At 63.7% G+C, this 20,585-nt stretch carries 19 protein-coding genes; 8 read left to right on the top strand and 11 right to left on the bottom strand.

Annotated elements, in window-relative coordinates:
- Position 1: 1 nt before the first annotated feature.
- Positions 2-814: a septum site-determining protein MinD gene (gene minD, locus LU684_RS19635; RefSeq protein WP_016485323.1), complete on the bottom strand. Its 813-nt coding sequence runs from the start codon at positions 812-814 to the stop codon at positions 2-4.
- Positions 815-915: 101 nt separating this feature from the next.
- Entirely contained in the window at positions 916-1,677 is a 762-nt protein-coding gene (gene minC, locus LU684_RS19630; protein ID WP_060518719.1) for a septum site-determining protein MinC, read from the bottom strand.
- Positions 1,678-1,788: 111 nt separating this feature from the next.
- Here minC and LU684_RS19625 point away from each other — a divergent pair, with 111 nt between their 5' ends.
- Entirely contained in the window at positions 1,789-2,724 is a 936-nt protein-coding gene (locus LU684_RS19625; RefSeq protein WP_232894942.1) for a lipid A biosynthesis lauroyl acyltransferase, read from the top strand.
- Positions 2,725-2,869: 145 nt separating this feature from the next.
- Positions 2,870-4,018, top strand: coding sequence for a patatin-like phospholipase family protein (locus LU684_RS19620; protein ID WP_095117064.1), 1,149 nt, complete (start codon positions 2,870-2,872; stop codon positions 4,016-4,018).
- A 34-nt stretch (positions 4,019-4,052) separates the two neighbouring features.
- Here the strand turns inward: LU684_RS19620 and LU684_RS19615 are convergent, their stop codons facing one another.
- Positions 4,053-4,799: an MlaA family lipoprotein gene (locus LU684_RS19615; protein ID WP_049870369.1), complete on the bottom strand. Its 747-nt coding sequence runs from the start codon at positions 4,797-4,799 to the stop codon at positions 4,053-4,055.
- Between the two features lie 73 nt (positions 4,800-4,872).
- A complete protein-coding gene (locus LU684_RS19610) occupies positions 4,873-6,171 on the bottom strand; it encodes a serine protein kinase PrkA (RefSeq protein WP_016485328.1) in 1,299 nt (432 codons plus the stop codon).
- Positions 6,172-6,361: 190 nt separating this feature from the next.
- On the opposite strand from LU684_RS19610, the gene LU684_RS19605 reads away from it, so the two are divergent.
- A complete protein-coding gene (locus LU684_RS19605; protein WP_145913258.1) occupies positions 6,362-6,730 on the top strand; it encodes a hypothetical protein in 369 nt (122 codons plus the stop codon).
- Positions 6,731-6,756: 26 nt separating this feature from the next.
- On the opposite strand, the gene LU684_RS19600 is transcribed toward LU684_RS19605, so the two are convergent.
- Positions 6,757-8,322 carry a glycoside hydrolase family 17 protein gene (locus LU684_RS19600; RefSeq protein WP_191087354.1) on the bottom strand — a complete coding sequence of 522 codons (1,566 nt, stop codon included), beginning with the start codon at positions 8,320-8,322 and terminating at the stop codon, positions 6,757-6,759.
- Positions 8,323-8,519: 197 nt separating this feature from the next.
- On the opposite strand from LU684_RS19600, the gene LU684_RS19595 reads away from it, so the two are divergent.
- From LU684_RS19595 to LU684_RS19585, 3 genes are all read left to right on the top strand, one after another.
- Positions 8,520-9,380, top strand: a complete 861-nt coding sequence (locus LU684_RS19595) for a glycine betaine ABC transporter substrate-binding protein (protein WP_016485331.1) — start codon at positions 8,520-8,522, stop codon at positions 9,378-9,380.
- A gap of 238 nt (positions 9,381-9,618) precedes the next feature.
- A complete protein-coding gene (locus tag LU684_RS19590; RefSeq protein ID WP_016485332.1) occupies positions 9,619-9,930 on the top strand; it encodes a DUF485 domain-containing protein in 312 nt (103 codons plus the stop codon).
- Entirely contained in the window at positions 9,927-11,591 is a 1,665-nt protein-coding gene (locus LU684_RS19585) for a cation acetate symporter (RefSeq protein ID WP_232894941.1), read from the top strand. Before LU684_RS19590 ends, LU684_RS19585 begins: the two co-directional genes overlap by 4 nt.
- Positions 11,592-11,704: 113 nt before the next feature.
- Here LU684_RS19585 and LU684_RS19580 read toward each other — a convergent pair whose 3' ends face one another.
- Positions 11,705-11,857 (bottom strand): DUF3309 family protein, encoded by a 153-nt coding sequence (locus LU684_RS19580; RefSeq protein WP_016485334.1) that lies wholly within the window; start codon positions 11,855-11,857, stop codon positions 11,705-11,707.
- Between the two features lie 239 nt (positions 11,858-12,096).
- On the opposite strand from LU684_RS19580, the gene LU684_RS19575 reads away from it, so the two are divergent.
- Together LU684_RS19575 and csrA are read left to right on the top strand one after the other, a co-directional pair.
- A complete protein-coding gene (locus LU684_RS19575; protein ID WP_232894940.1) occupies positions 12,097-12,906 on the top strand; it encodes an SDR family oxidoreductase in 810 nt (269 codons plus the stop codon).
- Positions 12,907-13,026: 120 nt separating this feature from the next.
- Positions 13,027-13,215, top strand: coding sequence for a carbon storage regulator CsrA (gene csrA, locus LU684_RS19570; protein WP_016485336.1), 189 nt, complete (start codon positions 13,027-13,029; stop codon positions 13,213-13,215).
- Positions 13,216-13,251: 36 nt separating this feature from the next.
- On the opposite strand, the gene LU684_RS19565 is transcribed toward csrA, so the two are convergent.
- The 5 genes from LU684_RS19565 to mnmC all read right to left on the bottom strand — a co-directional run bounded on the left by LU684_RS19565 (position 13,252) and on the right by mnmC (position 20,512).
- Positions 13,252-13,479: a YheU family protein gene (locus LU684_RS19565; protein WP_009682864.1), complete on the bottom strand. Its 228-nt coding sequence runs from the start codon at positions 13,477-13,479 to the stop codon at positions 13,252-13,254.
- Between the two features lie 82 nt (positions 13,480-13,561).
- A complete protein-coding gene (locus LU684_RS19560) occupies positions 13,562-14,746 on the bottom strand; it encodes an osmoprotectant NAGGN system M42 family peptidase (RefSeq protein WP_232894939.1) in 1,185 nt (394 codons plus the stop codon).
- 119 nt (positions 14,747-14,865) lie between these two features.
- Positions 14,866-16,611: an N-acetylglutaminylglutamine synthetase gene (gene ngg, locus LU684_RS19555; protein WP_232894938.1), complete on the bottom strand. Its 1,746-nt coding sequence runs from the start codon at positions 16,609-16,611 to the stop codon at positions 14,866-14,868.
- Positions 16,612-16,614: 3 nt separating this feature from the next.
- The gene (locus tag LU684_RS19550; protein ID WP_016485339.1) at positions 16,615-18,402 is read right to left on the bottom strand and encodes an N-acetylglutaminylglutamine amidotransferase; all 1,788 of its coding nucleotides are present in this window, start codon (positions 18,400-18,402) and stop codon (positions 16,615-16,617) included.
- A 145-nt stretch (positions 18,403-18,547) separates the two neighbouring features.
- A complete protein-coding gene (gene mnmC / locus LU684_RS19545) occupies positions 18,548-20,512 on the bottom strand; it encodes a bifunctional tRNA (5-methylaminomethyl-2-thiouridine)(34)-methyltransferase MnmD/FAD-dependent 5-carboxymethylaminomethyl-2-thiouridine(34) oxidoreductase MnmC (RefSeq protein ID WP_232894937.1) in 1,965 nt (654 codons plus the stop codon).
- Between the last annotated feature and the right edge of the window lie 73 nt (positions 20,513-20,585).

Here is a 20,585-nt window from a genome sequence, read left to right as displayed (position 1 = left end):
TTTACTTGCCTCCAAACAGTCGCGCGAAGAATCCTTGCTTCGGCACTTCGATGAACCGCAGGGGTTTTTCTTTGCCCAGCAGGCGGTCGACGGTATCGCTGTACGCCTGGCCAGCGTCGCTCTGGTCGTCGAGGATGACCGGGATACCCTGGTTGGAAGCCTTGAGCACGGCCTGAGACTCGGGAATCACGCCCTTGAGCTTGATCGCCAGGATCTCTTCGACGTCGGCGATGCTCAGCATTTCGCCCTTTTCCACGCGCTCGGGGTGGTAACGGGTGATCAGCAGGTGTTCCTTGATGGGCTCTTCGCCTTTTTCGGAGCGACGCGATTTGCTCGACAGGATGCCCAGCATGCGATCGGAGTCACGTACCGAGGACACTTCGGGGTTGGTGACCACAATGGCTTCGTCTGCGAAGTACATGGCCAGGTGTGCGCCTTTCTCGATACCGGCCGGCGAGTCGCAGATGACGTAGTCGAAGGTTTCCTTCAGCTCCATCAGCACCTTTTCTACGCCTTCCTGGGTCAGCGCGTCCTTGTCACGGGTCTGGCTGGCGGCCAGCACGAACAGGTTCTCAAGGCGCTTGTCCTTGATCAACGCCTGCTGGAGGTTGGCCTCGCCGTTGACCACGTTGACGAAGTCGTACACCACGCGGCGCTCGCAGCCCATGATCAGGTCGAGGTTACGCAGGCCCACGTCGAAGTCGACGATGACGGTCTTGTGGCCACGCAGTGCGAGGCCGGTACCAATGGCGGCGCTGGTGGTGGTCTTGCCCACACCCCCCTTGCCGGAAGTAACCACGAGAATCTTGGCCAAGGTGTTTCACCCCTAAAATAAGTCGGGACACGTGTCCCGGCAAAAAGCATAAAAACGGCAACAGTTAAAAAAGTTGCTCTGAAAATGACGGCAAGTATCCGTTAAAGACGGGTGATGTTCAACACATCACCGGACAGGCTGACTTGCACACCGGTGCCCCACAGAGGGTCGCGGCGCAGGTCTTCGCAAACCTTGTACTGGCCTGCGATGGAGACCATTTCGGCGGTCATCTGCTGGCAGAAGATACGCGCTTTGGTGTTGCCTTTGATGCCGGCCAGGGCGCGCCCGCGCATGGCGCCGTACACATGGATGTTGCCATCGGCCAGAAGTTCCGCGCCCGGGCTGACCGAGGCGGTAACGATCAGATCGCCACCTTGCGCGTAGATCTGCTGGCCGCCGCGCACTGGCGCGGTAATGATCCGGGTCGGGCGCACCTCGGGCTCGGGGGCGGGTGGTGGCACGGGGGCCGGCTCGGGTTTTTTGACAACCTCGGGTTCCGGCTCCAGCGGCCGCTCGCGGGCGCCGGACGGTGGCAGCACCGGCAGGTCGATGGCGATGGCGGCTGCAATGTCCTCGATGCGATTGGCGCGGATGGCCAGGGTACGCAGGCCATGGTGGCGGCAGATACGCATCAAGCCTGGCAGGTCGATTGCCCCTTCGCCGGCCGGCAGCTTGTCCAGCGCCAGCACCAGTGGCGTATTGCTGAAGAAATTCGGTGCCTGGGCAACTTTGGCCGCCAGCTGGCGGTCGAGGCCTTCAAGGTCATTGCGCGCCAGTTCCAGCACTGTGATGGCGAGCATGCTGCCCTTGAGCTGGAACACGGAGGCGGTGTCGGGTGTGTGGTTTGGGCTCATGGTCTGCATAGACGGCTTGTTGCGAAAAAAGTGCCCTGATTTATAACGAGAACACCGGTTGCCCGCAACATACGCTGATCCGTTGTAGAATGCGCAGCCTTTGTCTTTCCGGAAGCTTCAATGGAACGCCCGCGTTTTCGCCCCTATTTCCTTCACCCAAAGTTCTGGGGCCTGTGGCTGGGCCTGGGCCTGCTGTGGCTGGTGGTCCAGTTGCCGTACCGGGTCCTGTTGAAAGCCGGTGCCGCGTTGGGGGCCGTGATGTATTGCTTTGCCGGCGAGCGTCGGCGCATTGCCGCCCGCAACCTAGAGCTGTGCTTCCCGGAGCTGTCGGTCGACGAACGGCGGCGTTTGCTCAAGGCCAACTTCGCTTCTACCGGTATCGCCTTCTTCGAAATGGCCATGAGCTGGTGGTGGCCCAAGGCCAGGCTGGCGCGCCTGGCCCATATCGAGGGGCTGGAGCACCTGCAGGCCGCCCAGCAGGCGGGGCAGGGCGCCATCCTCATGGCCGTGCACTTTACCACCCTGGAAATCGGCGCCGCACTGCTGGGCCAACAGCACACCATCGACGGCATGTATCGTGAGCACGGCAATGCGCTGTTCGACTTCATCCAGCGCAGCGGCCGCGAGCGGCATAACCTCGATTCGCTGGCGGTGGAGCGCGAGGACGTGCGCGGCATGCTCAAGCTGCTGCGTTCGGGCCGGGCGATCTGGTACGCACCGGACCAGGACTACGGGGCCAAGCAGAGCATTTTCGTGCTGCTGTTCGGCATCCCGGCGGCGACGGTAACCGCCACCACCAAGTTCGCCCGATTGGGCAAGGCACAGGTGATTCCGTTCACCCAGAAGCGCCTGGAGGATGGCAGCGGCTATCGTCTGGTCATCCACCCGCCGTTGGCGGACTTTCCCGGCGAAAGCGAAGAGGCCGACTGCCTGCGCATCAACCAGTGGGTCGAGCGTGTGTTGCGCGAGTGCCCCGAGCAGTACCTGTGGGCGCACCGCCGGTTCAAGTCGCGGCCCGAGGGTGCGCCGCGGCTGTATGACAAGAAAAAGCGCTGAAATTTGTGCTGTGAGTGCCGGCCCCTCGCGGGGCAAGCCCGCTCCCACGGGTTTTCTACACGGCCTGAGGGAGCAGGGAACCTGTGGGAGCGGGCTTGCCCCGCGAAGAGGCCGGTACTGACCAAGTGAATCCAGGAAGGAAGCCATGGCCCCACCCCCGGTAACCGGTCTTATCCTTTCTGGCGGCGGCGCCCGCGCCGCCTATCAGGTCGGCGTATTGGCCGGCATCGCCGAGCTGCTGCCCGCCGGCGCACATAATCCGTTCCCGGTCATCGTCGGCACCTCTGCCGGTGCCATCAATGCCGTCACCCTGGCCAGCGGCGCCACCCACTTCAACGACGCCGTGCAGCGTCTAACCGCCTTCTGGCAGAACTTTCGCAGCCATCTGGTCATCCGCAGCGACTGGCCCGGCGTAGTCCGTCAGGCCAGCCGTTTTGTCGGCCACAGCCTGCTGGGGCTGGGCGGCCAGGCGCCAGTAGCGCTGCTGGACAGCAGCCCCTTGCGCAGCCTGCTGGAGGCACACCTGAACCTGGATGGCATCGGCCATTCCCTGGCCGCCGAGCAGTTGAACGCGGTGGCCGTCACCGCCTTTGGCTACGAGTCTGGCCAGGCGGTCACCTTCTACCAAGGGCGCGGCACCATCGAAGCCTGGCTACGCCACCGCCGCATCGGTGTGCCCACGCCATTGACCATCGACCACCTGCTGGCCAGCGCGGCCATTCCACTGCTGTTTGCCCCGGTGCAGCTGGGCGACGAATTCTACGGTGATGGCGCGGTGCGCCAGTCAGCGCCGATCAGCCCAGCCCTGCACCTGGGCGCCAGCCGGGTGCTGGTGGTCGGGGTCAGCGGCAACCCGCAGCGGCCAGCGCCGCCCTTGCCCACTCAGCGCGTGTTCAGCGGGCAGCAGCCCAGCCTGGCGCAGATTGGTGGGCACTTGCTTAACAGCACGTTCATTGACAGCCTGGAAGACGACATCGAGCTGCTGCAGCGGCTGAACCACCTGAGCCGGCTGCTGCCGGCGCATCTGGATGCCCGGCGCCTGGGGCTGGCCCCAGTCGAGGTGCTGGTGGTAGCCCCCAGCCAGCCGTTGGATGAGATCGCCGCCCGGCACCGGCGTGAGCTCCCGGCGGCGTTGCGCCTGTTCCTGCGTGGGCCAGGGGCTACCCGCACCAGCGGGGCGGGGGTGTTGAGCTATCTGCTGTTCGAGGCCAGCTATTGCAGTGAGCTGATCGAACTGGGGCGCAAGGATGCCCTGGCCAAGAAGCGGGAGCTGTGTCAGTTCCTCGGAATTTAATGTTGCCTGTACCGGCGATCGGGCCGCAGCAGGTTTACTCCGCTATCTGCAACTTGCGCGCCTGGGTGTACACATACCGCACTTTTTCGTATTCGAAAGGCGAGTTCAGCTGGCCATAGCGGAAGTTGGTGGTGTAGCGCTTGTCCACCACGCGCAGCGCGAAGATTTCCGGGTGGTCGGTGCTGGCTTCGGCCACGTTCAGGTAATTGATCGCCTGCTCGCCGGCATAGTCCACCACCAGCCCGGTGGTATCGCGCAGGTTCGATGGCCCCAGCAGCGGCAGCATCAGGTACGGCCCCTCCGGTACGCCATAGAAGCCCAAGGTCTGGCCAAAGTCCTCGCTCTGGCGCGGCAGGCCCATGCTGGTCGCCGGGTCCCATAGCCCACCCACGCCGATGAGGGTGTTGAACATCAGCCGTGCCGTGATCTCGGCCGAGCGCTTGGGCTTGAGCTGCAACACGCTATTGAGCAGGTTTGGCACGTCGCCGAGGTTGTTGAAGAAGTTGCTCACCCCCGTGCGCACGAAGCGTGGCGTGACGTATTGGTACCCATTCACCAGTGGCAGCAGCACCCACTGGTCCAGCCGGTAGTTGAAGTGATACACGCGCCGGTTGATCGACTCCAGCGGGTCGTACACGTTCAGTGCTTCCAGGGTTGAACGCTCGAACTCGCGCTGGTCCAGCCCCGGGTTGAATTTCAGCTCGCGCAGCGGGTCGATGAAACCATCGGCTTCGGGCACCAGTGGAGCGGTACCGATCACCTGCGGGTCGGCCTCGACCACGCTGGCCCGGGGCGCGGTCTCGGCGGCCAGGGTGTGGCCAGCGGCAAGCAAGGCAGTGGCGAAGAGGAGTTTGTTAACCACGGAAGAACTCCAGCATGGCGTCACTGTTGACGCGATAGTTGAGGTTGCCGCAATGGCCGCCATGGGGGTAGAGGGTCAGCCGGTCACCGAACACCTTGCGCAGGAAACCGATGTCGCCCGGGCCGAGAATGACATCGTCAGCGTTGTGCATCACGGCGATCTTGTCACTGTCACGCAGGTAGTCTTCCAGGGCATACAGGCTGGTCTGGTTGACCAGTTGCAAGATGCTGTTGCCATCGGTGCGGGCGCGCCACATGGGGATTACCTGTTCGGTCATGTAGCAGTCAAAGTCGCATTGCAGGGCACGCTTGAAGAACGGCGTGAGGCTGCTGCCTTCGGTGATCGGGAACTTCGGCGGAATGATCAGGCCGCGGCGGTTGATCAGGTCGGAAGTGAAGGCAATGTCCGCTGCCGAGAACCGGAACGAAGTGCCGATCAGCATGGCCATCTGTTCGTTGGACAGGTGCTGTTTCGACTGCTGGAAGTCATAAAGCAGGGCGTCGTTCAGGTCGATGTAGCCTTTGTCCTGGAAGTAGCGCGTCAGTTTGGTCAGCATCAGCTCATAGAAGGTGGTACTGCGATCGATGCCCTTGACCTGGGTCTGCACCAGTTTGTCCAGGTTGTTGATCGAGGTGTACAGGTTGACCGGCGGGTTCAGCAGCAGCACGCGCTTGAAGTTGAAACTGCGGCGGGTTTCGTCCAGGTGGCTGACGAACGCGGCGTCGAGCGCACCCAGGCTGTAGCCGGTGAGGTAGAAATCGCTGACCGGCAGGCGTGGATGCTGGGCGCGCACGGCCTGCATTACCCGGTACATGTCCTCGGCGTCTTCCCGGCTGACGCCGGGGGTGGCAAAGCGTGACGCGGCGCTCATGAAGTCGTAGCTGGTGGGCGACGACAGTTGCACCACGTGGAAGCCGGCCTGGTAGAACAGCTTTTTCAGGTATTCGTTGATGCTGCTGGTGTACGGTGCGCCGGTGCCGGCAATAATGAAGATAAGCGGCGCTTCGCGGTCTTGGCGGGCCAGGCGGTATTTGAGCTTTTTCACGGCCCAGAAATTGTCGGGCAACGTGAATTCACGCTCGGGGCGCAGGTTGAGGCTGTAGTCCGACTGGGTGATGTCCTCGTCGCTGGGCAGGGTAGGCCGCTGATCCGGCGGCGTGGTGGCGATGGTCGCCTCGAACGGGTTGGTCAAGGGGTAGCCGTAGCTGGCAGCGTCGATATCCCGCGCTGAAGCGGCCACCGCCATGAGCAGGCTACCCAGCAGGGCAGCGAGGCGCAAAGATCGATGCATGTAATCCCCCAAAAGAACGCAAGGTCGAGCAGTGTGCAGGCTAGGACCACAGCCAACCGGGCAAAGTTGCCAGTGGCGGTGGCCTTTGGTGTGCTTGTTATTTGCAACATAGCTGCAGGGTTGTGATTTTGCCTTACAACCGGGCATAAGCGATCATGGATGCTTTCGATTACCGCTATTGGAGAACAGGATGTCTCGTTCAGTGCCGGCTGCGCTGCTCTTGCTGTTTCTGGGGCTGTGGCTCGCTGCCAGTTATGGCGTGCGTTATGGGCTGATGGAGGATGGCCAGTGGGTAGGGCTGTGCACATTGCCTGCGGCGTACTGGCAGTGCGAGGTGCGCTCGCTGCTGGGGCTAGGCATTCACCACCAGGTGCTGGCCTGGGGCGGGCTGGGCCTGGCGCTGCTGTCGCAGTTCGTGCCTGCGCGGGCCGGCTGGTGGCTGGCGGTGTTGGCATTGGTATTCGCGGTGCCGGCGCTGGTGCTGTATACCGCCAGCATTGCCGTGTTTGCGCTGGTGTTGGCGGGGTTGCGCCTGGTCAGGAGACCGCAGCACGGCTGACAGGGGCGCGAAGCGGCCCCCGGTCATCAAGCCTGGCGCACCCGCAAGCTGCGCCACAATGCGGCTGTCATCAACACACTCACTACCGCCCAACCCCAGGCCTGCTGGTTTTCCAGCCCTTCCACGAACAACTGCGGCGCCACCCCGGCCCCGACAATGAACGCGAGCAACGCCACCTCCGCCCGCCGCGCGGGCACCGGCCACAGCACATACACCAGCGCCGGCAACGCCAGCGCGGCGCTGGGGAAGCTACGGTAGCGCGGGTCGAACACCATTGCCAGCATGCTCACCGCCGCGGCAAAGCCCGCCGCCAGCAACAGCCAGCCGGCCTGCGCCTGCAGCCAGGCGAACAAGCGCATGCGCCAACCGGCACGTTGCGCCAACGCCAGCAGCGCATGGGCCAGCACCAGTAGGTTCAGCCCGGCCAGTGCAACGGCCCACAGCCACTCCCCGGCAAAGCGTGCATGGGTGCGCATCAGCTCGCCCCACAGCCCCAGGCAACCCGCGCCAAACGCCGCCAGCAATGGCAGCAACAAGGCAGCCTGCGGGCTGGCGGGGCGCCCGGCAAGCAACAACATGCCCGCCATCAACAGTGCACTGGCCAGCAACCACTGCGGCCAGTCCTGCAGGTTGCTGACCGGCCCCTCCAGTATGCCCTTGTCCTGCCGGTCGGCATCGTAAAGCCCCCAGTAACCGCCTACCGCCCCTTCATTGGCACGCTTCCATGGCTGGTCGAACGCTTCGATCAGGTTGTAGTGCCAGCCGTTGCTTTCGGCCAAGGTTACAAAACCGCGGATGAAGCGCGCCTCGTTGACGCGGCTGGGTACGGCGGTCTCGCGCTGGCGGCCTTCGCTGGGCCAGCCGGTTTCGCCAATCAGGATGTCCTTGGGCGCAAAGCGCGTGCCGAATACCCGCCGCACATCGGCGACGTGGGCCAGTGCATCGTCAATGCCGCGCGGGTCGTCTTCCCAGTAGGGCAGCAGGTGTATGGTCAAAAAATCCACCGCTGGCGCCACCTGCGGGTGCTGCAGCCAGAACTCCCACACATCCGCGTAGGTCACGGGCACCTTGACCTGGCTTTTCACCCGGGCGATCAGCTTGGCCAGGTGCGCGCCGGTAACTTCTTTGCGCAGCAATGTCTCGTTGCCCACGATTACCGCGCTGACCACATCGGGGTTGGCGTTGGCGGTGGCGATCAGCAAGTCGATTTCCCGGTCGGTGTCGGCCGGGTGAGCGTTCACCCAGGCGCCCAGCATCACTTTCAGCCCATGCTTGCGGGCCAGCGCCGGGATGGCCTCAAGGCCGGTCATGGAATAGGTGCGGATGCACTGGAAACGCTCAGCCAGCAAGGCAAGGTCGGCGTCCATCCGTGCCGGGCGCAGGCGAAACGGCTGGTCATACGGCGACTGGTCCTTGTCGAACGGCGTGTACGACGCGCATTGCAACTTGTGCGTCGGGCTGGCCGCATCGGGCAGGTGCGCCGGCTTGCCAAGCCCGTACCAGAGCCCGGCGAGCCCGGCCAGGGCCAGCAGGCAGGCAAGCAGGTAAAGCGGCAGCAACAGGCGGGCAGAACTGGGCATCGGGCGGTCCATCGTCAGGCGCAAAAGGGTAGATAGTAGCCCGGCGCCAAAGCTTTGGCATGCAAGGATCGCGCAGGCGGGTGTAGGCCAATGACGCTAATGGCACAGTGCTGTCGCATATGGGGCGGGTGCAGGTCGCTGCTGGATCAGGTCGACCTGTATTGCAGGCAGATGATGCAATCTCCAAGACCTGACGAGGGGATGCTTTGATGGCGACTTTGAAAAAAATGCGACGGTTCCTGGGTGTGGGCACCGCCCTGGTAATGGCCATGGGCGCTGCACAGGCAATGGCTAAAGAAGTAAGCATTGGTTACGTGGATGGTTGGGCCGACAGCGTGGCGACCACCAACGTGGCCGCCGAAGTGATCAAGCAAAAACTCGGCTACGACGTGAAGTTGCAGGCTGTGGCCACAGGGATCATGTGGCAGGGTGTGGCAACCGGCAAGCTCGATGCCATGTTGTCCGCCTGGTTGCCGGTGACGCATGGTGAGTACTGGGCCAAGAACAAGGACAACGTGGTCGACTATGGCGCCAACTTCAAGGACGCCAAGATCGGCCTGATCGTCCCCGAGTACGTCAAGGCGGCGAGCATCGCTGACCTCAAGACCGATAGTAGCTTCAAGCAGAAGATTGTTGGCATCGACGCGGGCTCCGGCGTGATGCTCAAGACCGACCAGGCGATCAAGGACTACGACCTGACGGGTTACAAGCTGCAGGCCAGCTCGGGCGCGGCGATGACTGCGGAACTGGGCCGTGCCTATGCCAAGCAGCAGTCGATTGCAGTGACCGGCTGGGTCCCGCACTGGATGTTCGCCAAGTGGAAACTCAAGTTCCTCGAAGACCCGAAAGGCGTGTATGGCGCGGCAGAAACCGTGAACAGCATCGGCAGCAAGGAACTGGCTACCAAGGCACCAGAAGTGGCGGAGTTCCTGAAGAAGTTCAGTTGGAAGTCCAAGGACGAGATTGGCGAGGTGATGCTGGCGATTCAGGAAGGGGCCAAGCCTGAAGCGGCGGCCAAGGATTGGGTGGCCAAGCACCCTGATCGCGTGAAGGAGTGGACGGGTAAGTAGCGTTTGCCGTTGTTTTTTTAGCGCCAGTTAGATCGAGCGCCGCGCGGGCGGCGCTCCTTTTATGCCCGACCGCTAAACCGAAGCCGGTCCCATTCCAGCCCTGCCCCCATCTTTTCTTTGTTACGCAACCGGTAAAACACCGTTGCATCTAAGACTAAGGTCGTCTGGTTGCCGTCCAACAGCCGCATAAAGTAAGGGCGTGGGTTTCACCCCTACCTGTGCTGCTAGGACAAAAACAATGAACGACAGCATTTACCTCTCGATACAAAACAGCCCCCGTTTCAAGGAGCTGGTCACCAAACGCGAACGGTTCGCCTGGGTTCTCTCGGCGATCATGCTCGGCCTGTACTGCGGTTTCATCCTCCTGATCGCCTACGGTCCTCATCTGCTGGGCGCCAAGCTCAGCCCTGAGTCGTCGATCACCTGGGGCATTCCCCTGGGCGTCGGCCTGATCGTTTCGGCATTTGTCCTGACCGCCATCTACGTACGCCGCGCCAACGGCGAATTCGATGAGCTGAACAAGGCCATCCTCAAGGAGGCGCAACAATGACTCGTCACGCCAAAGCCCTGGCCGTCCTGGCCTGCGGAGCCTTTGCACCCGCCGTGTGGGCAGCCGATGCCCTGACCGGCGAGGTGCAGAAACAGCCGCTGAACGTTGCCGCGATTGCCATGTTCGTGGCCTTCGTCGCCTTCACCCTCGGTATTACCTACTGGGCCTCCAAACGCAACAAGTCGGCGGCGGACTACTATGCTGCCGGTGGCAAGATCACCGGCTTCCAGAACGGCCTGGCGATTGCCGGCGACTACATGTCGGCTGCCTCCTTCCTGGGTATTTCCGCCCTGGTGTTCACCTCTGGCTACGATGGCCTGATCTACTCGATCGGCTTTTTGGTCGGCTGGCCCATCATTCTCTTCCTGATTGCCGAGCGCCTGCGTAACCTCGGCAAGTACACCTTTGCCGACGTGGCCTCGTACCGCCTTGGGCAGAAGGAAATCCGTACCCTGTCGGCCTCCGGTTCGCTGGTGGTGGTGGCGTTCTACCTGATCGCGCAGATGGTCGGTGCCGGCAAGCTGATCGAACTGTTGTTCGGCCTGGACTACCACGTCGCGGTGATCCTGGTGGGGATCCTGATGTGCCTGTATGTGCTGTTCGGCGGCATGCTGGCCACCACCTGGGTACAAATCATCAAGGCCGTGCTGCTGCTGTCCGGTGCCAGCTTCATGGCGCTGATGGTGATGAAGCACGTAGGCTTCGACTTCAACACCCTCTTCTCGGAAGCGATCAAGGTGCACAGCAAGGGTGAGGCGATCATGAGCCCGGGTGGCCTGGTCAAGGACCCGATCTCGGCCTTCTCGCTGGGCCTGGCGCTGATGTTCGGTACCGCCGGCCTGCCGCACATCCTGATGCGCTTCTTTACCGTCAGTGATGCCAAGGAAGCCCGCAAGAGCGTGCTTTACGCTACCGGCTTCATCGGTTACTTCTACATTCTCACCTTCATCATCGGCTTTGGCGCGATCCTGCTGGTCAGCACCAACCCGGACTTCAAGGACGCCGCCGGCGCCCTGTTGGGCGGCAACAACATGGCCGCGGTGCACCTGGCCGATGCCGTGGGTGGCAGCATCTTCCTCGGCTTCATTTCGGCAGTGGCCTTTGCCACCATCCTGGCAGTGGTTGCCGGCCTGACCCTGGCCGGTGCCTCGGCGGTGTCCCACGACCTGTACGCCAGCGTATGGCGCAAGGGCAAGGCCAACGACAAGGACGAAATCCGCGTGTCGAAGATCACCACCATCGCCCTGGGCGTGCTGGCGATCGGCTTGGGCATCCTGTTCGAGAAACAGAACATCGCCTTCATGGTTGGCCTGGCGTTCTCCATTGCCGCCAGCTGCAACTTCCCGGTACTGCTGCTTTCGATGTACTGGAAGAAGCTGACCACCCGCGGCGCCATGATCGGCGGCTGGCTGGGCCTGGTGAGTGCGGTGACGCTGATGATCCTCGGCCCGACCATCTGGGTGCAGATCCTCGGCCACGAAAAACCGATCTACCCGTACGAGTACCCGGCGCTGTTCTCGATGGCCATTGCCTTCGTCAGCATCTGGTTCTTCTCGGTCACCGACAAGTCCAAGGCGGCTGACGACGAGCGTGCGCTGTTCTACCCGCAGTTCGTGCGTTCGCAGACTGGCCTGGGTGCCAGCGGGGCGGTTTCCCACTGATGCTGTAGCAGCCCCCCTGAAATGCAGAACGCCCCGCTTGCCGGGGCGTTCTGCATTTCAGGGGGGCTGCTGATAACAAAGGCCCAGTAGCCCCCAAGTTCAGGCGGACAGGCTCATATCATGCCCAATAACAACAGCACCAGCAGAATCACCAGCACGGCGCCAACGATGCCAGACGGGCCATAGCCCCAGCTGCGCGAGTGCGGGAAGACCGGTAAGCCACCAATCAGCAACAGGATCAGGATGATGATGAGAATCGTGGTCATGACGGAGTCCTTGCGTAGTTGAGGGTAAAGGGCCTCGGATTGCTGGCCTCTTGTAAAGTCGGACTGTTGCCGCTTGGCAAAGATTCCATTTGAGTATTGCCGGTATGGGATTCTTCGCCGCGCCGGGCCGGTACTGACCACACAGTCATGCCCGCCCATTCACTAGCCTGATGAACCCTGCCTGCCCACTCGGCCTTGTTTAGACTCGTTGCACCCTCACCAGAACAAGGCCAGCCACCATGCAAAACCGCATCATGATCACTGGCGCCGGGTCCGGCCTCGGTCGCGAGATCGCCCTGCGCTGGGCGCGTGAGGGCTGGCGCGTGGCGCTGGCCGATGTCAACGAAGCCGGCCTGCGCGAAACCCTGGAGCTGGTACGCGCTGCCGGCGGCGACGGCTTCTTCCAGCGCTGCGACGTCCGCGATTACAGCCAGCTGACGGCCATGGCCCAGGCCTGCACCGAGCAGCTCGGCGGCATCGATGTGATCGTCAACAACGCAGGTGTCGCTTCGGGCGGCTTCTTCGCTGAACTGTCGCTGGAAGACTGGGACTGGCAGATTGCGGTCAACCTGATGGGGGTGGTCAAAGGCTGCAAGGCCTTCCTGCCGCTGCTGGAGCGCAGCAAGGGGCGCATCATCAATATCGCCTCGATGGCCGCGTTGATGCAGGGCCCGGGCATGAGCAACTACAACGTGGCCAAGGCCGGTGTACTGGCTTTGTCAGAGAGCCTGCTGGTGGAGTTGCGCCAACTGGAGGTGGCGGTGCACGTGGTGTGCCCGTCGTTCTTTCAGACCAACCTGCTGGACTCGTTCCGCGGGCCCAACCCGGCAATGAAAGCGCAAGTGGGCAAGCTGCTGGAAGGCTCGCCGATCAGTGCGTCGGACATAGCTGACTACATGCATCAGCAGGTGGCCGCTGGCGAGTTCCTGATCCTGCCCCACGAAGCCGGGCGCGAAGCTTGGGCGTTGAAGCGGCAGGCGCCTGAGCGGCTGTATGAAGAAATGGCGAAAATGGCGGTAAAAATGCGCGCCAGAGGGCATTCGAAGTGAATGGTCTGTAGGGGAAATTACCCGCGAATGTAGGGTGCTTCTGATTTGCTGTGGAGCTATTGAGTAGGTGAATGCCCGCGATGCACGCTCCGTTTTTCCCTTTCGCTGGAGGAGCGGAACATGCTGGTAATAGGACGCGAAGTGGGGGAGGTCATCGTGATTGGCGATGACATCCGGATCATGGTGGTAGAAACGCGTGACGGGGTGGTGCGCTTCGGGATCGACGCCCCGAAGGCGGTGTCAGTGCATCGTGCCGAGGTCTACAGGCGCATCAAGGAGGCAGGTCAGCGTAAGGCCCGCAGGGCTTGAGGTTGCCAGTGCTGACCTCATCGCGGGCTTGGCGTGCTAATCGAGCAGCTCGCGGGGCACATCATGCTTGGCCAGCAATTGGCACTGCTGGCTTTCCGGGTCGAACAGGATGAACGCCTGGCCTTTGGCCAACGCCTGGCGTACCCGAAGCACACGGGTTTCCAGCGGGGTGTCGTCGCCATTGTCGGTGCCATCGCGGGTGACGAAGTCCTCAATCAGGCGGGTCAAGGTTTCGGCTTGCAGTTGCTCGTAGGGGATCAGCATGGTGGGCAGGTTCTGAAGTAAGTGTGGGCAATGCTACGCGAAACGTTCGGGCATTTGGGGCTGCAAAGCAGCCCCCAGGCCATCAGCCTTTATTGCCAACCAGGCTGTCCACCGCCGGCACCCGCGTGTCGCTCTCCATCTGCGCATCGTGCTCCAGCTGGTGGCTGAACCTTTCAAGCGAGGCATTGGCCGGCTGCGAGTCGCTGGCAAACACGGGCGGGCTCAACAGGTACGCCGACAGCAGCCGGCTCAACGCCGCAAGGCTGTCGATGTGCGTGCGTTCGTAGCCATGGGTGGCATCGCAACCAAACGCCACCAGCGCGGTACGAATGTCATGCCCCGCCGTTACCGCCGAATGGGCATCGCTGAAGTAATAGCGGAACAGGTCGCGCCGTACCGGCAGGTCGTGGTCGCCGGCCAGTTTCAGCAAATGCCGGGACAGGTGGTAGTCATAGGGCCCCGAAGAGTCTTGCATGGCCACGCTGACCGCATGCTCGCTGGAGGCCTGCCCGGGTGCCACCGGGGCGATGTCGATACCAACGAATTCGCTGACATCCCAAGGCAGGGCACCCGCGGCACCCGAGCCGGTCTCTTCGGTAATGGTGAACAGCGGGTGGCAATCGATCAACGGTTGTTGGCCGCTTTCCACCACCGCCTTCAGCGCCGCCAGCAACGCTGCTACGCCGGCCTTGTCATCCAGGTGGCGGGCGCTTATGTGGCCGCTTTCGGTGAACTCGGGCAGCGGGTCGAAGGCGACGAAGTCACCAATGCTCACGCCCAGCGCCTCGCAGTCGGCCCGGGTGGCGCAGTAGGCGTCCAGGCGCAGCTCCACGTGGTCCCAGCTGACCGGCATCTGGTCGATGGCGGTGTTGAAGGCATGCCCGCTGGCCATCAACGGCAGCACGCTGCCGCGCACGACCCCCGTGTCGGTGAACACGCTGACCCGGCTGCCTTCGGCGAAGCGGCTGGACCAGCAGCCGACCGGCGCCAGGGCCAGGCGCCCGTTGTCCTGCAGTTGGCGCACGCTGGCGCCGATGGTATCCAGATGGGCCGATACGGCCCGGTCGGGGGATGACTGCCGCCCCTTGAGGGTGGCGCGTATGGTGCCGCGACGGGTCAACTCGAAGGGGATACCCAGTTCGTCCAGGCGTTCGGCCACGTAGCGCACGATGGTGTCGGTGAAACCGGTGGGGCTGGGGATGGCGAGCATCTCCAGCAGCACTCGTTTGAGGTAGTCGAGATCGGGCTCGGGGTAGTGCTCAGGCATATGTACTCCTTCATCGGCCTCTTCGCGGGGCAAGCCCGCTCCCACAGGTCCACGGTGGCTCTCAAGTCCAGCACTGACCTGTGGGAACAGGCTTGCCCCGCGAAGAGGCCGTCATTGATTCACGCCAAGGCCCGGCTATGCGGAAACAGCAGGTCGATAAAGCGCTCGGCGGTTGGCTGCGGTTCATGGTTGGCCAACCCGGCACGTTCGTTGGCCTCGATGATCACGTATTCAGGCTGCCCGGCATCACGCACCATGAAGTCCAGCCCAACCACCGGAATCTCCAGCGCCCGTGCAGCGCGCACGGCAGCGTCGGCCAGCACCGGGTGCAGGCGTTCGGTCACATCTTCCAGGGTGCCGCCGGTGTGCAGGTTGGCGGTGCGCCGTACCGCCAGGCGCTGCCCGGCTGGCAATACATCGTCATAGGCAAAGCCCGCTGCACGCACTGTGCGCTCGGTTTCGCCGTCCAGCGGAATGCGGCTTTCGCCACCGGTGGCGGCCTGGCGGCGACGGCTCTGGGCTTCGATCAGCTGGCGGATGCTGTGCTTGCCGTCACCCAGCACCTGGGCAGGGTGGCGAACGGCCGCGGCCACCACCTCGTAGCCGATTACCACGATGCGCAGGTCGAACCCGGCATGGAAGCTCTCCAGCAGTACGCGGCTGTCGAACTGGCGGGCGTGCTCAGCGGCGCGGGTGATCTCGTCAATGCAGGTCAGGTTCACCGCCACGCCTTGGCCTTGCTCGCCATCGACCGGTTTGACCACCACCGCGCCATGCTCGTCGAGAAACGCCAGGTTGTCGTCTGCATTGCCGGCCAGCTGCTGCGCTGGCACCTGCAGCCCGGCGTTGTGCAGGGCATGCTGGGTCAGGCGTTTGTCCTGGCACAGGGTCATGGTCACGGCACTGGTCAGGTCGCTGAGCGATTCACGGCAGCGAATGCGGCGCCCGCCAAGGCTCAGGGTGAACAGGCCGCCAGCGGCGTCATCCACTTGCACGTCGATGCCCCGGCGCAGGGCCTCATCGACGATGATGCGGGCGTAGGGGTTCAGCTCGGCCTCAGGGCCCGGGCCCAGGAACAGCTGCTGGTTGATGCCGTTCTTGCGTTTGACCGCAAAGGTGGGCAGGTTGCGAAAACCCAGCTTCTGGTACAGGCGCTTGGCGTGGCGGTTGTCGTGCAAGACCGACAGGTCGAGGTAGGCCAGGCCACGGCTCATGAAGTGCTCGATCAGGTGGCGCACCAGCACCTCGCCCACGCCGGGGCGGGTGCAGTGCGGGTCTACAGCCAGGCACCACAGGCTGCTGCCGTGTTCCGGGTCGTCGAACGCCTTGGCATGGTTCAGGCCCATGACGCTGCCAATCACTGCGCCACTGTCTTCGTCCTCGGCCAGCCAGTACACCGGGCCGCCCAGGTGCCTGGGGGTAAGCAGGTCTGGGTCTACCGGCAGCATGCTGCGTGCCTGATACAGGGTGTTGATGGCCTGCCAGTCGGCCGGGTTTTGCGCCCGGCGCACGCGAAAGCCGCGGAACACCCGCTGCGCCGGCCGGTAGTCGGTAAACCACAGGCGCAGGGTGTCGGACGGGTCAAGGAACAGCTGCTGAGGGGCCTGGGCCAGCAACTGCTGCGGCGCGGCCACGTACAGGGCGATGTCGCGCTCGCCAGGGCGTTCGTCCAGCAGCTCTTCGGCCAGGCTGACCGGGTCGGGGTAGGTATGGCCGATCAGCAATCGACCCCAGCCACAGTGCACCGCGCGAGGCTGGTCATGGGGCTGGCTGCCATCGCCGGCCAGGCGCGCCTGCAGGCGCTCGTAGGACGGCGCCTGGCCGCGCAACAGACGCTGGCCGTAAGCGATTTCATGGGCTTTCATGGGTTAGATTCCTTGTTCGCTCAACCACAGGTTCAGCGCTGCCAGCTGCCACAGCTTGGAGCCGCGCAGTGGGGTGAGCTGGCCGTGTGGGTTGCTCAGCAGGCGGTCGAGCATGGCCGGGTTGAACAGCCCACGGTCCTGGCTGGGGTCGGTCAGCAGCTCACGCACCCAGCCCAGGGTGGCGCCTTCCAGGTGCTTCAGGCCCGGTACCGGGAAGTAGCCCTTCTTGCGGTCAATCACCTCATGGGGAATTACCCGTCGTGCTGCCTGCTTGAGCACCTGCTTGCCGCCATCGGGCAGCTTGAAGCGCGCCGGGATACGTGCCGACAGTTCCACCAGGCGGTAGTCGAGGAACGGTGTGCGCGCCTCCAGGCCCCAGGCCATGGTCATGTTGTCCACACGCTTGACCGGGTCGTCCACCAGCATCACCGTGCTGTCCAGCCGCAGGGCCTTGTCCACTGCGTCGCGGGCACCGGGGCGGGCGAAGTGCTCGCGCACAAAGTCGCCGGCGGCGTCGGTGTCCAGCAGCCAGGGCGCCTGCACGGTGTCGCGGTACTCGGCATGGCTGCGGTCGAAGAACGCGTCGCGGTAAGCCGCAAAGGCGTCATCGGCGCCGTCCACCTGCGGGTACCAGTGATAACCGGCAAACAGCTCGTCGGCGCCCTGGCCGCTTTGCACGCCCTTGCAGTGCTTGGCCACTTCCCGCGACAGCAGGTAGAAGGCGATGCAGTCGTGGCTGACCATCGGCTCGCTCATGGCGCGGAATGCAGCCGGCAACTGGTCGATGATCTCGTGTTCGGCAATGCGCAACTGGTGGTGGCGGGTACCGTAGTGTTTGGCGATCAGGTCGGAATACTGGAACTCATCGCCACGTTCGCCACCGGCATCTTCGAACCCGATGGAGAATGTCGACAGGTCGTCCACGCCGACTTCGCGCAGCAGCCCGACCAGCAGGCTGGAGTCGACACCGCCGGACAGCAGCACGCCGACGTCCACTGCAGCACGTTGGCGAATGGCCACGGCGTCGCGGGTGGCGTCGAGCACGCGGGTGGTCCAGCCTTCCAGATCAAGCTCACGCTCATCCGGGTTGGCACCGTATTTCAGCTGCCACCAGGTCTGGCGTTCCACTTCGCCATGGCGGTCGACGCGCATCCAGGTGCCGGGTTCAAGCTTCTGCACGTTGGCCAGCAGCGTGCGCGGCGCGGGTACCACGGCGTGGAAGTTCAGGTAATGGTTGAGCGCCACCGGGTCGAGCATCGGGTCGATATCGCCACCCTTTAGCAGCGCTGGCAAGGTCGAGGCAAAACGCAGGCGCTCGCCGTTGCGCGACAGGTACAGGGGCTTGACGCCCAGGCGGTCGCGGGCCAGGAACAGGCGCTGGTTGTCGCGCTCCCAGATGGCCAGGGCGAACATGCCGTTGAGCTTGGGCAGCAAGGCTGCGCCCCAGGCGTGATAGCCCTTGAGCAGTACTTCGGTGTCGCCGTCGGACCAGAAGCTGTAGCCCAGGTCCTGCAGCTCCTGGCGCAGTTCGGGGAAGTTGTAGATGGCACCGTTGAAGGCCAGTGACAGGCCCAAGGTGTTGTCGACCATCGGTTGCGCCGAGCCGTCGGACAAGTCCATGATTTTCAGGCGTCGGTGGCCGAGGGCGATCGGGCCTTGGCTATGGAAGCCCCACGCATCCGGGCCGCGAGGCGCCAGGTGATGGGTGATGCGCTCTACCGCAGCCAGGTCGGCTGGGCGAGGGGCTTGGTCGAGGGGGGTGAAACGCAACTCTCCTGCTAATCCGCACATAAGTCCTTACCGGTTTTTCCGTTGGGGAGGGGGCGCCCAGGATTAGGGCACCTTAAGGAACTGACCGGCGTGCTTTTTGAGAGTTTTAGAACGATTTGTTATATGGGGCCGCTGTGCGGCCCAATCGCCGGCGGCCCCCGGCCGATTACTTCCCCCGAATCAGCTTACGCAAGGCAAACCGGTTCGGATGACACGCCTCTGCCACTGCCCGGGGCAACGGCAGCGGCTCCCCACATACCGAGGCCGCCACCAGCTCGCCACTCAGTGGCGCCGTGATCAACCCGCGCGACCCATGCCCGCTGTTCACATACAACCCATCCAGCCAAGGGCAGGCCACATCCGGCACCTGCCGCGCATCCCGGCTCAGCACCGCATAGGTTTCGGCAAATGCCTGTCCATCCGCTACCGGCCCCACGATCGGCAGGTAGTCCGGGCTGGTACAACGGAACGCCGCGCGCCCCTGCAACTGCTCAGGGGCCAACCCAACTGTGCCCAGGCGCTGCGCCAGGTCGAGGGAAATCTCGTTCAGCAACGCCAGGTTGCCCTGGTGCTCGGCCACCGTCGGCGCCAAGTCTTCGCTGTGGAAGTCAAAGCTCGCGCCCAGGGTATGTTCATCCTCGCGTGGCGGCGCCACGTAGCCCTCCGCGCACACCACGGTGCGCAGTGCCCGGCTGCTGGCGGTGGCCGGCAAGCGGGTGATCTGCCCCCGGATGCGCTTGAGCGGCAGCTGCGCGCAAGGCTCGAAGCGCTTTACCTCGGCGGCACTCGCCAGAATCACCACGGGCGCGCTGGCGATCAGGCGGTCACCCGCCCAAGCCTGCCACTGCTGGTCGACCTTGCGCAGCTCGAGCACTTCCTGATGGGTGACCAGTCGAATCCCTGGGTGCTGCAGTTGCTCCTGGCACAACGCAGGTGGATGCACCCAGCCGCCTTCGGGGTAGAACAACCCCCCGGCCGGTAACGCCACCCCGGCGACGACTTCGGCCTCCGTGCGCGGCAGTGCGTGCAGCAGGTTGTGGTCGAAGGCGGCGGCCAGCTTGCCCTGGCGCTCAGCTTCCTTGCTGTCGAAGGCCAGTTGCAGCACCCCGCAAGCATCCCAGTCGCGGCCACGCTGCAGGCGTTCAAGCTGGCGCCGGGTGTAGCCGAAACCGGACAGGATCACCTGCGACAGCGCAGTGCCATGGGCAGACAGCTTGAGGTACAGCACCCCTTGCGGGTTGCCTGAAGCTTCCTGTGCCGGGGCACCGTGGCGCTCCACCACGGTCACCTGCCAGCCGCGTCGGGCCAGGCTGGCGGCCGTTGTGCTGCCGGCGAGCCCGGCACCGATCACCAGCGCCTCGCGCGGTCCCTGTGTAACGGCGGGACGTGCGTACCAAGGTGCCCCTGGGCTGGGCTGGGGGCCGACGTAGGCGCCGCTCATCACTTCCCACTTCTTGCCGATGCCCGGCACCTTCTTCATGGCGAAACCGGCGTCGACCAGGCTGCGGCGGACCCAGCCGGTGGTGGTGAAGGTGCCCAGCACAGTGCCCGGCTGCGACAACCGCGCCAGTTGCGCGAACAGTTCCGGGGTCCACATCTCGGGGTTTTTGGCAGGGGCGAAGCCATCGAGGAACCACACATCGACCTGCGCATCGAGTTGCGGCAGTTGCTCAAGTACGTCGCCGATCAGCAAGGTCAGGGTGACCCGGCCATCGGCGAAGGTGAACTGCTGAAAGCCCGGGTGCACTGCCACATATTGCGCCAGCAATGGCTCTGTGTAGGCGGCAAGCTCCGGCCAAAGGCGCACTGCCCGGGCCATGTCTTCGTGCCCGAGAGGGTATTTCTCGACACTGACGAAGTGCAGGCGGGCGTCGCGGTGCGCGTGCTGGTCAAACAGCTGCCAGGCGCAGAAAAAATTCATGCCGGTGCCAAAACCGGTTTCGCCGATCACCTTGCAGGCATGCGGCGCCAGGTTGGCAAAGCGCTCGGCCAGGCGGGTCTGGCCCAGGAACACATGCTTGGTTTCTTCGATGCCTTCGTTGACCGCGAAATAGACGTCGTCATATTGCCGCGAGTGGGGGCGGCCCTGGTCGTCCCAGTCGATTTGTGCGTGCTGGAGGAGGGTGGACATGGTTGGCTCGGTTGCAGCGGATGGCAGGATTTTATGCCATACCCGCTACCTGTGGGAGCGCGTTCACTCGCGA

Source organism: Pseudomonas sp. NMI542_15 (genome assembly GCF_021283425.1).
Lineage (GTDB): Bacteria > Pseudomonadota > Gammaproteobacteria > Pseudomonadales > Pseudomonadaceae > Aquipseudomonas > Aquipseudomonas fortuita.
This window is presented reverse-complemented; position numbering and strand designations above follow the sequence as displayed.

What these genes read in the sequence shown, in the direction of transcription:
- minC (WP_060518719.1), bottom strand. Translation starts at nt 1,677, where the DNA reads ATGCAGACCATGAGCCCAAACCACACACCCGACACCGCCTCCGTGTTC.
- LU684_RS19625 (WP_232894942.1), top strand. Translation starts at nt 1,789, where the DNA reads ATGGAACGCCCGCGTTTTCGCCCCTATTTCCTTCACCCAAAGTTCTGG.
- LU684_RS19620 (WP_095117064.1), top strand. Translation starts at nt 2,870, where the DNA reads ATGGCCCCACCCCCGGTAACCGGTCTTATCCTTTCTGGCGGCGGCGCC.
- LU684_RS19610 (WP_016485328.1), bottom strand. Translation starts at nt 6,171, where the DNA reads ATGCATCGATCTTTGCGCCTCGCTGCCCTGCTGGGTAGCCTGCTCATG.
- LU684_RS19605 (WP_145913258.1), top strand. Translation starts at nt 6,362, where the DNA reads ATGTCTCGTTCAGTGCCGGCTGCGCTGCTCTTGCTGTTTCTGGGGCTG.
- LU684_RS19600 (WP_191087354.1), bottom strand. Translation starts at nt 8,322, where the DNA reads ATGGACCGCCCGATGCCCAGTTCTGCCCGCCTGTTGCTGCCGCTTTAC.
- LU684_RS19595 (WP_016485331.1), top strand. Translation starts at nt 8,520, where the DNA reads ATGGCGACTTTGAAAAAAATGCGACGGTTCCTGGGTGTGGGCACCGCC.
- LU684_RS19590 (WP_016485332.1), top strand. Translation starts at nt 9,619, where the DNA reads ATGAACGACAGCATTTACCTCTCGATACAAAACAGCCCCCGTTTCAAG.
- LU684_RS19585 (WP_232894941.1), top strand. Translation starts at nt 9,927, where the DNA reads ATGACTCGTCACGCCAAAGCCCTGGCCGTCCTGGCCTGCGGAGCCTTT.
- LU684_RS19580 (WP_016485334.1), bottom strand. Translation starts at nt 11,857, where the DNA reads ATGACCACGATTCTCATCATCATCCTGATCCTGTTGCTGATTGGTGGC.
- LU684_RS19575 (WP_232894940.1), top strand. Translation starts at nt 12,097, where the DNA reads ATGCAAAACCGCATCATGATCACTGGCGCCGGGTCCGGCCTCGGTCGC.
- csrA (WP_016485336.1), top strand. Translation starts at nt 13,027, where the DNA reads ATGCTGGTAATAGGACGCGAAGTGGGGGAGGTCATCGTGATTGGCGAT.
- LU684_RS19565 (WP_009682864.1), bottom strand. Translation starts at nt 13,479, where the DNA reads ATGCTGATCCCCTACGAGCAACTGCAAGCCGAAACCTTGACCCGCCTG.
- LU684_RS19560 (WP_232894939.1), bottom strand. Translation starts at nt 14,746, where the DNA reads ATGCCTGAGCACTACCCCGAGCCCGATCTCGACTACCTCAAACGAGTG.
- ngg (WP_232894938.1), bottom strand. Translation starts at nt 16,611, where the DNA reads ATGAAAGCCCATGAAATCGCTTACGGCCAGCGTCTGTTGCGCGGCCAG.
- LU684_RS19550 (WP_016485339.1), bottom strand. Translation starts at nt 18,402, where the DNA reads ATGTGCGGATTAGCAGGAGAGTTGCGTTTCACCCCCCTCGACCAAGCC.
- mnmC (WP_232894937.1), bottom strand. Translation starts at nt 20,512, where the DNA reads ATGTCCACCCTCCTCCAGCACGCACAAATCGACTGGGACGACCAGGGC.